This window comes from Mesorhizobium sp. M2A.F.Ca.ET.042.01.1.1, assembly GCF_003997405.1.
Lineage (GTDB): Bacteria > Pseudomonadota > Alphaproteobacteria > Rhizobiales > Rhizobiaceae > Mesorhizobium.
In genome coordinates this window covers 1-6,649 of record NZ_RZRX01000299.1, presented here as the reverse complement: position 1 = coordinate 6,649, position 6,649 = coordinate 1, and the positions used below count along the sequence as shown (strand labels likewise).

The window sequence follows — 6,649 nt, the reverse complement described above, 5'->3', positions numbered from 1 at the left end:
GCCCAGTCGCTGCAAAGCGCGCAGCCGCGCCCTGCCGCCCAGGCATCGCAGCGCCTGTCGTCCTCAGAGGTCGAGGATGCTTACCGCGCCGTGATGGAGCCCGATGCCGTCACCGACGCCTCGCCGGCGACGCCCGCGACGGGCAGGGCGGCGACGGATGCCGATCAGGCTCCGCGCGGCTTCGCCTCACCGCAGGCAGCGGTTGCAGACAATGTGTCCAGGCCCGCGGTTGCGCCGGCATTGTCCACATTTTCGCCGGCCGTCGCTTCCGCCGCGGTGCTGGTAGCAGCCAACGCCAACGCGCCGCAGCCTCGCGGCGCTGCGATCCGCCCGGCTGGTCACGCGCCGCGATCGGAATCCGCGCCGATATCCCTTTGGACGATCTCGGTCGTCACGGCCATCGTCTCGGCGGTGACGGCAACGATCATGGTCCTCCTGCTTCGCTAGGCATCGTCCTGAAGGAAAGCTTCGACCTTCTCCGGCGCAAGCCCTGCCTGCTCGGCAATGCGCCTAGCCAGATCTGCGGCGGCCGCGCGCGGCCGGCCGATGGGGCGGTCCATCCAATAGGACACCGGATTGAGCGCAACGCGCTCGTCGACGGCAACGATACGGCCGGACCGGAGCTGGTCCGCGGTCAGCGGCGGCCGCGCCAGCGCGATGCCCAGCCCATGTGCCGCCGCGTCCAGAACCAGATTGTAATCCTCGAAACGCCGGTCCTGCGGACGGGGACGGTAATCGATGTCTTGCGCGGCGAGCCATGCGCGCCATCCGGACGCATCGGAATCGTTGATCAGCGGGTACTTCAGCAGCCGCGCAGGGTCGCCCAGCCCGATCTCCTTTGCGAGCTCCGGCGAGGCGATGGGGAAAATCTGCTCCTCGAAAAGCTGCACCGAGACGCGGCCCGGGATGCGGCCGCGCCCGCAGCGCACCGAAAGGTCGATGCCTTCGTCGGCAAGGTCGGCCTGGCGGTTGTCGACATCGAGCACGATGCGCAGCTTGGTCGGGTTGTTCTCAAGCACGGCCATGCGCGGCATCAGCCACAGCCCGCTCACCGAGGGGATCGAGGCCAGCCGCACCACGGCCGTGCCGCGAGGCTCGACCCAGCGGTCGGAATTGACCGAAATCAGCGCAAAGGCCTCTGTGGTGCGAAGATGCAGGCGATTGCCCTCGATGGTCAGTGTCACGCCGCGCGCATTGCGCTCGAAGACTTTCAAGCCCAGCCAGTCCTCGAGCTTGGCGATCTGGCGACTTACCGCGCCATGGGTGAGGTTGAGTTTTTCGGCCGCCGCGGAAAAACTCCCCGTGCGCGCCGCGGCATCGAAGGCGCGCAAGGTTTCCAACGGCAGTATCTGATCAGAGCTGTGAGCCATGCTCACAGCTGACCCTCGATTTGCTCGTTTGTCAATTGGCCGGCAATGGCGTTTTCTGCATCCATGGCACAGAAAGACGAGGTTACGGCAATGAGCGCTTACACCGGCACGTTGAATGAGACACAGCGCATGGACGGCACCGCGGCCGTCGCGGTGGGTCTTACGGTGCTTGGCTGGGCTTCGGCGTTCCCGGCGATCCGGGCCGGCCTCGCCGCCTTCCAGCCGCTGGAGCTCGGCGCGCTGCGCTTTGCCATCGCGGCGGTCCCGGCCGCCATATTTCTCGCGGTCAAGCGCCCGGCGCTGCCCAGGATCGACGAGCTGTGGCGCTTCGCCTTTGGCGGCGCCATCTTCGTCGCGCTCTACACCGCCATGCTCAATTTCGGCGAGCTGACCGTCTCGGCGGGTGCGGCCGGCTTCATCATCAATGTCAGCCCGATCTTCACCGCAATCATGGCCATGGCCCTGCTCGGCGAGCGGTTCTCAGGCATCGCCTGGCTGGGCACGGTCATTTCCTTCGCCGGCATCGGCATCATCGCGGTGGCCGACGGACATGGCCTGCATTTCAATACCGGCGCGCTGCTGGTGCTGGGCTCCGCGCTCTGCTCCGCTGTCAACACCATCGTCCAGAAGCCGCTCTTCGCCCGCCATCATCCGCTGACGATATCCGCCTCCAACATGGTGCTCGGCGCGCTCTGCCTGTCGCCATTCCTGCCGGAAGCGTTTTCGCAGGCGGCGGTCGCCGACACTGCCGGTCTCGGCGCGGTCATCTATCTCGGCATCGTGCCCTCGTTGATCGCCTATGCGGCCTGGGCGACCGCGCTGTCGCGCCTGCCTGCCGCCCGCGCCTCGAACTTCCTCTATCTGGTCTCGCCGACCTCCGCTTTGATCGGCTTCTTCTGGCTGGGCGAAGTGCCGTCGCTGCTCGGCATCCTCGGCGGCGCGCTGGCGCTGGGCGGCGTGATCGTGGTGAATTTGAAGCGGTAGACCAAAGGGTTGAGGCCGTTTCCTGACTCAAGAAAAGAGCCGCTTCGAGCGGCTCTTTTCTTGCCCCCTCATCCGGCCGCTTCGCGGCCACCTTCTCCCCATGGGGAGAAGAGGTTGGTGCCGGCGCCGACAATCTCCTCTCCCCACCGGGGGTCCGAAGGACGGGCGAGACCCGTGGCTCGCCCCGGAATGGTCAGCCGAGCGCAGCGGAGGCTGGGTGAGGGGCCGTGGCGCACTCACCGCCTTCCAAACAGCCTTTCGATATCGGCGAGCTTGAGCTCGATATAGGTCGGGCGGCCGTGGTTGCAGGTGCCGGATCCGGGCGTCGCCTCCATCTGGCGCAGCAGTGCGTTCATCTCCTCGGCCTTGAGCAGCCGGCCCGAGCGGACGGAACCATGGCAGGCCATGGTCGCGGCGATCTTGTCCAACCGTTCCTTGAGCGTCTCGACGGTGTCGTTGTCGGCGATCTCGTCGGCAAGGTCGCGCACCAGCTGCTGCACATTGGTTTCGCCGAGCATCGACGGCGTCTCGCGCACCGCCACCGCGCCGGGGCCGAAGCGCTCCAGGCCGAGGCCGAATTTGGCCAGCGTCTCGGAGTGCATCGCCAGCCGCTCGGCGTCTTCCTCCGGCAGATCGACAATCTCGGGCAAAAGCAGCATCTGCGACGGCACCGCGCGCGAATGCAGCGCGTTCTTCAGCGCCTCGTAGACCAGACGCTCATGCGCGGCATGCTGGTCGACGATGACGAGCGAATCCCTGGTCTGCGCGACGATATAATTCTCATGCACCTGCGCGCGCGCCGCGCCCAGGACCATGCCGAGCAGCGCCTCGGCCGGCTCGGCCATGCCGGCGCGGGCGTCGGCGCTGGCGAGCGGGCCGGTGTCGAAGGCCGCCTGGTCGTTCTCGGCAAAACCGTTGCGTTGGTGCCTCGCCCCGCCATAGCCCATCTCGCCATTGCCCATGTCGAGCGGTCGCTGCGCCGAGCGCAGCGGGTCGAAGCTGCCGGAACCGGAGGCGTGATAGGCGGCCTCGTAGCTGCGATGGCCGCCGGCCGGGCCGGGATGCGAATAAGGCGCCACGCCAGGCCTGAAGGCCGCCATCATGCCGGCGGCGCCTGTCGTCGCCGCGCGGATGCCGGCGCCGGCCAGCGCCTCGCGGATGGCGCCGACGATCAGCCCGCGCACCAGTCCCGGATCGCGGAAGCGCACATCGGCCTTGGCCGGATGGACGTTGACGTCGACCGTCGAGGGATCGAGCGACAGGAAGAGCACCGTCACCGCGTGCCGGTCGCGCGGCAGCACATCGGCGAAGGCGCCGCGGATCGCGCCGGCGATCAGCTTGTCGCGCACCGGCCGCCCGTTGACATAGGCATATTGCTGCAGCGCATTCGCCCGTGTGTAGGACGGGATCGAGACGTGGCCGGCCAGATGCACGCCGTCGCGCATGGCATCGATGGCGATGGCATTGTCCGGGAAATCCTTGCCCATCACCTGCGCGACACGCGCCAGCCGGCCTTCCGGCGTGTCGTCCGTCGCCGGCAGCTCCAAGGTGGTGCGGTCCGAGCCGGCCAGCGTGAAGCGGACGGCCGGGAAGGCGATGGCGATGCGCTTCACCACGTCGCTGGTGGCCGAGCTTTCGGCGCGCTCCCCCTTCATGAATTTGAGCCTGGCCGGCGTGGCGAAGAAGAGGTCGCGCACCTCGACCGTGGTGCCGCGATTGGCCGCCGCCGGCTTCACCGGTAAGACGCGCCCGCCGTCGATCCCGATCTCGGCCGCGCTATCGCCTGACGCCGTGCGCGAGCGGATCGACAGTCGCGCCACCGAACCGATCGAAGGCAGCGCCTCGCCCCGGAAGCCGAGCGAGCGAATGTCGTGGATGTCATTGGAGAGCTTCGAGGTGCAGTGGCGGGCAATGGCCAGCGCGAGTTCCTGTTCGGGGATACCCGAGCCGTCATCGGTGACACGGATGAGGTTCAGCCCGCCGCCGGCGGTGACGATCTCCACGCGCGACGCGCCGGCGTCGAGCGCGTTCTCGACCAGCTCCTTCACCACGCTCGCCGGACGCTCGATGACCTCGCCGGCGGCGATCTGGTTGATCATCGTTTCGGAAAGCTGTCGAATGGGCATGCGGCGATTATAGGCGGATTCGAACGGCGTGGGGGAGGGGAGAATGGCGCCAAATCTCCCCCCCTCGAGGGGGAGATTTCGCCGAAGGCGACAGAGGGGGTCGTCTCGCGTCGAGCGCCGACGCCGCCTCTCGACGCGGAAGACCTCGGCGATCTACGCGAGACGACCCCTTCTGGCCTGCCGGCCATCTCCCCCTCGAGGGGGGAGATCACGCTCTCGGCCGCCTTCGCCAATCTCCAACGGGTCCGCCAACGCTGTTAGGGGAGGCGCCTCGCGCTCCCAGATTCACGCCTGCGCCACCAGCCAATCCCTGACCTTGCGCGCATTGTCGCTTAGATCGCGGTTCTTCGGCCAGATGACATGGAAGCCGATGCCGGTCCTCATCACATGATCGGTCACCGGTACCAGCAGCCCTGAGGCAACCAGCCGCTCGACGAGATGGCGCCAGCCGAGCGAGATGCCTTGCCCTTCCATCACCGCCTGGATCACCAGCGCATAGTCGTTGATGCGCAGGCCTCGTTCGGCATTGCGCAGGCTGGTTCCGGCGGACGCGAACCATTCGTCCCAGGTCGGCGCCTCGCGATAGGGTTCTTCCAGATGGATCAGCCGGTGCGTTGCCAGTTCCTCGACCGTCTTCGGCTTGCCGAATCTGGCGAGATAGCTGGGGCCGGCGACCGGGAAGATTTCTTCGTCGGACAGCGACAGCGAATGATAGTCCGGCCAGTCGCGCGGAACGCCACCGCGCACGCCGAGCGGAATGCCTTCGGCGATGATGTCGAGGTCGCGGTCGGCGGTCTGGATGCGCAGGTCGACGCCCGGCAATTCGTCGCGGAACTGCTGCAGGCGCGGCATCATCCAGAAGGAGCCGAAGGCGGTCGAGGCGGCCAAGGTCACATGACCGCCGGTCGCCTGCAGGCGAAGGTCCTCCGCGGACTTGCGGATATGCGAGAGGCCCAGCGAAACATCGGCATGGAAACGTTCGCCGGCTTCCGTCAGAAGCACCTGCCGGTGGCGCCGCTGGAAGAGCTTGGCGCCGAGCTGCTCCTCCAGCCCGCGCACCGCGTAGGAGACGGCCGCCTGCGTCATGCCGAGCTCGCGCCCGGCGGCGGTGAAGCTGGACAGCCGGCCCGCGGCCTCGAAGACGATCAGGCTGCCGGCGGAGGGCAGAAGCTGGCGTAGGTTTCGCATAAGCGCAGCTTATACAAGAGATCAGGATTTTCCAGCATCACATCCATATTTCCTCTCGCTAACTTGGTCGGGCGGGAAGAAGGAGCCTCCATGAACGCACCGGCCGTTGAACTGACCGAACAGACCCACCGCCGCGGCGGCGGCCGGCTCGGCCGCAAGGCGCTGAGAAGCGCGCCGATCGCGTCCTTCCCCACCCTTGTGCGCAAAATCCCCGCCTATGAGATCGTGCCCGACGAGGCGGTGGAGCTGATCCATGAGGAATCGCTGAAGATCCTCGAGGAGGTGGGCTGCGAATTCCGCGACGACGGCGCGATCGAGCTCTGGAAGGCGGCCGGCGCCGATGTCAGGCAAACGCGTGTCCGCATCGACCGCGCTCTGTTGATGGAGCTGGTCTCGAAGGTTCCGCCGGAGTTCACACTGCACGCGCGCAACCCGGAGCGTTCGGTGCGCGTCGGCGGCAAGAACTCGATCTTCGTGCCGATGTATGGCGCGCCCTATGTCCGCGACCTCGACAACAAGCGCCGCTACGGCACGCTGGCCGACCTCAACAATTTCCACAGGATGGCCTACATGGCGCCGGCGCTGCATTCCTCGAGCTCGGTCATCTGCGAGCCGATGGAGATCGCGGTGCCGAAGCGGCACCTTCACATCATTCATTCGGCGCTGAAACATTCCGACAAACCGTTCATGGGCATCGTCACGTCGAAGGAGCGCGCCGAGGACACGATGGCGATGGCTGGCATCGTCTTCGGCGAGGAGTTCGTGCGCGACAACCCGGTGCTGGTTTCGATCACCAACTGCAATTCGCCGCTGGTGTGGGATGCCACCATGATCGACGCCATGCGGGTCTATGCGAGCCACAACCAGCCGCTGATCCTGGCGCCCTTCGCGCTGTGCGGCGCCTCGACCTCGGCCTCAGCCGTCGGCGCGGTGGCGCAGGTCAACGCCGAGGCGCTTGCCGGCGTGGCTTTGACACAGCTC

At 67.0% G+C, this 6,649-nt stretch carries 5 protein-coding genes and 1 pseudogene; 3 read left to right on the top strand and 3 right to left on the bottom strand.

Translation table 11 applies throughout. The annotated features are described in order from the left end of the window. Positions 1–447, top strand: a pseudogene (locus EOA23_RS35865) (hypothetical protein); the annotation flags it as partial. On the opposite strand, the gene EOA23_RS29895 reads toward EOA23_RS35865, so the two are convergent. Beyond that, a complete protein-coding gene (locus tag EOA23_RS29895) occupies positions 444–1,370 on the bottom strand; it encodes a LysR substrate-binding domain-containing protein (protein ID WP_127306780.1) in 927 nt (308 codons plus the stop codon). The pseudogene EOA23_RS35865 and the gene EOA23_RS29895 overlap by 4 nt on opposite strands. 90 nt (positions 1,371–1,460) lie before the next feature. On the opposite strand from EOA23_RS29895, the gene EOA23_RS29890 reads away from it, so the two are divergent. Next, positions 1,461–2,354, top strand: coding sequence for an EamA family transporter (locus EOA23_RS29890; protein ID WP_126061278.1), 894 nt, complete (start codon positions 1,461–1,463; stop codon positions 2,352–2,354). Positions 2,355–2,590: 236 nt separating this feature from the next. Here the strand turns inward: EOA23_RS29890 and mutL are convergent, their stop codons facing one another. Further along, positions 2,591–4,480, bottom strand: a complete 1,890-nt coding sequence (gene mutL, locus EOA23_RS29885) for a DNA mismatch repair endonuclease MutL (protein ID WP_127306779.1) — start codon at positions 4,478–4,480, stop codon at positions 2,591–2,593. Between the two features lie 285 nt (positions 4,481–4,765). After that, complete coding sequence (locus tag EOA23_RS29880) at positions 4,766–5,668, bottom strand: LysR substrate-binding domain-containing protein (RefSeq protein WP_042646331.1); 903 nt, start codon at positions 5,666–5,668, stop codon at positions 4,766–4,768. A gap of 90 nt (positions 5,669–5,758) precedes the next feature. On the opposite strand from EOA23_RS29880, the gene EOA23_RS29875 reads away from it, so the two are divergent. Beyond that, positions 5,759–6,649, top strand: an 891-nt coding sequence (locus tag EOA23_RS29875) for a trimethylamine methyltransferase family protein (protein ID WP_189341754.1), incomplete at its 3' end; no start/stop codon positions are given.